Genomic DNA, 4,036 nt, shown 5'->3' with positions numbered 1-4,036 from the left:
CAACGTCTGCTACGACATTCGCGGCCCAGTGCTCAAGCACGCCAAACGCCTGGAAGAGGAAGGCCACCGTATCCTCAAGCTGAACATCGGCAACCCGGCACCCTTTGGTTTCGAAGCGCCCGATGAAATCCTCCAGGACGTCATCCGCAACCTGCCGACCGCTCAAGGCTACAGCGACTCCAAGGGCCTGTTCAGCGCGCGCAAGGCCGTGATGCAGTACTACCAGCAAAAGCAGGTAGAAGGCATCGGGATCGAAGACATCTACCTGGGCAACGGCGTGTCCGAGCTGATCGTCATGTCCATGCAGGCCTTGCTCAACAACGGCGACGAAGTCCTGGTGCCGGCACCTGACTACCCGCTCTGGACCGCTGCCGTGAGCCTGTCCGGCGGTAACCCGGTGCATTACCTGTGCGACGAGCAAGCCAACTGGTTCCCTGACCTGGCGGACATCAAGGCCAAGATCACGCCGAACACCAAGGCCCTGGTGATCATCAACCCCAACAACCCGACCGGCGCCGTGTATTCCCGGGAAGTGCTGCTGGGCATGCTGGAACTGGCCCGCCAACACAACCTGGTGGTGTTTTCCGACGAGATCTACGACAAGATCCTCTACGACGACGCCGTTCACGTCTGCACCGCCTCCCTGGCGCCGGACTTGCTGTGCCTGACGTTCAATGGCTTGTCCAAATCCTACCGGGTTGCCGGCTTCCGCTCCGGCTGGATCGCCATCTCCGGGCCCAAGCATCATGCCCAGAGCTACATCGAAGGTATCGATATGCTGGCCAACATGCGTCTATGCGCCAACGTGCCGAGCCAGCACGCGATCCAGACCGCGCTGGGAGGCTACCAGAGCATCAACGACCTGGTCCTGCCTCAGGGTCGACTGCTGGAACAACGCAATCGCACCTGGGAACTGCTCAACGACATTCCCGGCGTCAGTTGCGTCAAGCCGATGGGCGCCTTGTATGCCTTCCCCCGGATCGACCCGAAAGTCTGCCCTATCCACAACGACGAAAAATTCGTCCTGGACCTGCTGCTCTCGGAAAAACTGCTGGTCGTCCAGGGCACGGCGTTCAACTGGCCATGGCCGGACCACTTCCGTGTCGTGACCTTGCCGCGGGTCGATGACCTGGACCAGGCCATTGGCCGCATCGGCAACTTCCTCAAGTCCTACCGCCAATAATCCCGCCAGCGTGCGAGGCCCCTCACCTCGCACGCTGTCTGATTCAGCAACACATCCGTTCTGTGAGCGCCACCAGTCCTTCTACACTGGGATTCGAGAGCGGATGGCCGACGCAACGCAACGTTCGCGGCGCGCGGATGCCGAATCTCATTTCCAGAGTCACTTTCAGAAAAGTCTTTCAAACATTTAGGACGGCTGTAGGACACAGTTTGAAATAGTAGGCGAGTTGAATAGCCCGCGGCAGCACCTTATATACCCCGCATAACGCTACATCTTTAGCATGAGGAGATTGCTACCACCATGATGCGCATCCTGCTGTTCTTGGCCACTAACCTGGCGGTCGTGCTGATTGCCAGCATCACCCTGAGCCTTTTTGGCTTCAACGGGTTCATGGCGGCCAACGGGGTTGATCTCAACCTCAATCAGCTGCTGATCTTCTGTGCGGTGTTCGGTTTCGCCGGTTCGCTGTTCTCGCTGTTCATCTCCAAGTGGATGGCGAAGATGAGCACCAGCACCCAGATCATCAGCCAGCCGCGCACTCGCCACGAACAATGGCTGCTGCAGACCGTCGAGCAGTTGTCCCGCGAAGCCGGGATCAAGATGCCCGAAGTCGGGATCTTCCCGGCATACGAGGCGAACGCGTTCGCCACCGGCTGGAACAAGAACGACGCACTGGTCGCCGTCAGCCAGGGTCTGCTCGAACGCTTCTCGCCGGATGAAGTCAAGGCCGTGCTGGCCCACGAGATTGGCCACGTTGCCAACGGCGATATGGTCACGCTGGCGCTGATCCAGGGCGTGGTGAACACCTTCGTGATGTTCTTTGCCCGCATCATCGGCAATTTCGTCGACAAGGTGATATTCAAGAACGAAGAAGGCCAAGGCATCGCCTATTACGTGGCGACCATCTTCGCCGAACTGGTCTTGGGCATACTCGCCAGCGCCATCGTCATGTGGTTCTCGCGCAAACGCGAGTTCCGCGCCGACGACGCCGGTGCACGCTTGGCTGGCACGAGCGCGATGATCGGTGCACTGCAGCGCCTGCGCGCCGAACAAGGCCTGCCGGTGCACATGCCCGATACCTTGAATGCCTTTGGTATCAACGGTGGCATCAAGCAGGGCCTGGCTCGCATGTTCATGAGCCATCCGCCGCTGGAAGAGCGAATTGACGCGCTGCGTCGTCGTGGTTGATCGCTAGAGCCTCAAAGAGAAGCCCGCAGCAATGCGGGCTTTTTTCTGCTATTCCAAGCGCGGGGGCGGACTTTTCAGCGATGGGGTCATTGAGTGCACCCCTCGACTGGATACCAGATATACCCGCTCATCCAGTCGCTTCACGCCCGCCTGCAAGAACTTCCAACTCTCGCCCAGCACATCCTGTTCGTGCAAGACCTGCAACTCCCAAGCCCCACCCAGCAACCGCCGCACCTCGTCATGCCCTACCGAAAACGGAGGTCCAGGCATGTCGTCCTGGTCGTAATCCAGCGTGATCACCAGCCCGACACAGTCCGGCATTATGCTCTGCAGGTGGGCCGCATACCGCTCACGCATCGGCCCGGGCAAGGCGATCAATGCAGCGCGGTCATACAACGTCGCGCAATCGGCTACGTCCAAAGGCGTCAACGCAAAGAAATCACCGCAGCGGATTTCAATGGCGCCGGCACGAAATATCTTGAAGGCGCCCTCCTCACTCACGTTCGGCTCGAGCTGATGTTCCTGGAAAAAATCAGTGACAGCTTTTTCCGACAGTTCAATTCCCCTTACTGAAAAACCTTGTTGCGCCAACCACAGCAGATCCAGCGTCTTGCCGCACAAGGGCACCAACACTCGAGTCTCTTCAGGCAATCCCAACTGGGGCCAGAAACATTGCAGGTAAGGGTTCACTTCCGGCTGATGAAAACCGATCTGGTTGGTTGACCAACGCTTGTGCCAAAACTCGGGGTCCATGGGGTTCGCTCCATAAATTCGATCAAAACGGGCTAAAACTTATATTAGATTTTGATCAGTGACCTGACAGAAGATGGCACATCTTAATGCTCAGGAGCCCGTCCATGCTGCCCAGCCTGTTTATTTCCCATGGCTCACCGATGCTTGCCCTGGAACCCGGCGAAAGCGGCCCGGCCTTGGCTCGCCTGGCCGAACAGTTGCCCAGGCCAAAGGCGATTGTCATTGTCTCGGCTCATTGGGAGAGCAACGAACTCCTGGTCAGCGCCAACCCACGACCTCGCACTTGGCATGATTTCGGCGGGTTTCCACCCGACTTGTACAAGGTGCAATACCCCGCGCCAGGCGAGCCCCAGCTGGCAGCACAGGTAGCCGAGTTGCTCAACGCCACGCATCTCCCGGCACGCCTCGACACGGGACGCCCCTCCGACCATGGCGTCTGGGTGCCGTTGTCATTGATGTATCCGGAGGCGGATATTCCCGTCGTACAGGTCTCTTTACCTAGCCAACAGGGTCCGACGCTGCAAACGCAAGTCGGCCGTGCGTTGGCGAGCCTGCGGGAACAAGACGTCCTGGTGATTGGTTCCGGCAGCATCACGCATAACCTGCGGGATCTGGATTGGAACGCCGGCCCTGAAACCGTCGAACCCTGGGCCAAGGCGTTTCGCGATTGGATAGTCGCTAAACTGGCGTCGAACGACGAGGCGGCCCTGCACGATTATCGCCGCCAGGCGCCCAATGCCGTGCGCAGCCATCCCAGCGATGAACATTTGCTGCCACTGTATTTTGCCCGAGGGGCTGGGGGGACATTCAGCGTTGCCCATGCGGGGTTCACGATGGGGACGCTGGGGATGGACATTTATCGGTTCGACTGATCGCAAACCGAGTCGCGCCAATCGCGAGCAAGCTCGCTCC

At 59.2% G+C, this 4,036-nt stretch carries 4 protein-coding genes; 3 read left to right on the top strand and 1 reads right to left on the bottom strand.

Annotation, left to right across the window (positions count from 1 at the left end; all coding sequences use genetic code 11):
* The coding region (locus tag OC610_RS22460; protein ID WP_264430872.1) for a pyridoxal phosphate-dependent aminotransferase at positions 1 to 1,183 on the top strand (1,183 nt) is incomplete at its 5' end.
* 300 nt (positions 1,184 to 1,483) lie between these two features.
* Positions 1,484 to 2,371, top strand: coding sequence for a protease HtpX (gene htpX, locus OC610_RS22455; protein WP_003199411.1), 888 nt, complete (start codon positions 1,484 to 1,486; stop codon positions 2,369 to 2,371).
* A 48-nt stretch (positions 2,372 to 2,419) separates the two neighbouring features.
* Here htpX and OC610_RS22450 read toward each other — a convergent pair whose 3' ends face one another.
* Entirely contained in the window at positions 2,420 to 3,124 is a 705-nt protein-coding gene (locus OC610_RS22450; protein WP_264430869.1) for a thiopurine S-methyltransferase, read from the bottom strand.
* Positions 3,125 to 3,228: 104 nt separating this feature from the next.
* Between OC610_RS22450 and OC610_RS22445 the strand changes: the two genes are divergently transcribed.
* Positions 3,229 to 3,996, top strand: coding sequence for a DODA-type extradiol aromatic ring-opening family dioxygenase (locus OC610_RS22445; RefSeq protein ID WP_264430866.1), 768 nt, complete (start codon positions 3,229 to 3,231; stop codon positions 3,994 to 3,996).
* Positions 3,997 to 4,036 lie beyond the last annotated feature (40 nt).

This window comes from Pseudomonas agronomica (assembly GCF_025917275.1).
GTDB lineage: Bacteria > Pseudomonadota > Gammaproteobacteria > Pseudomonadales > Pseudomonadaceae > Aquipseudomonas > Aquipseudomonas agronomica.
The sequence above is the reverse complement of the archived record's forward strand: the minus strand, read 5'-3'. Positions and strand labels throughout refer to the sequence as shown.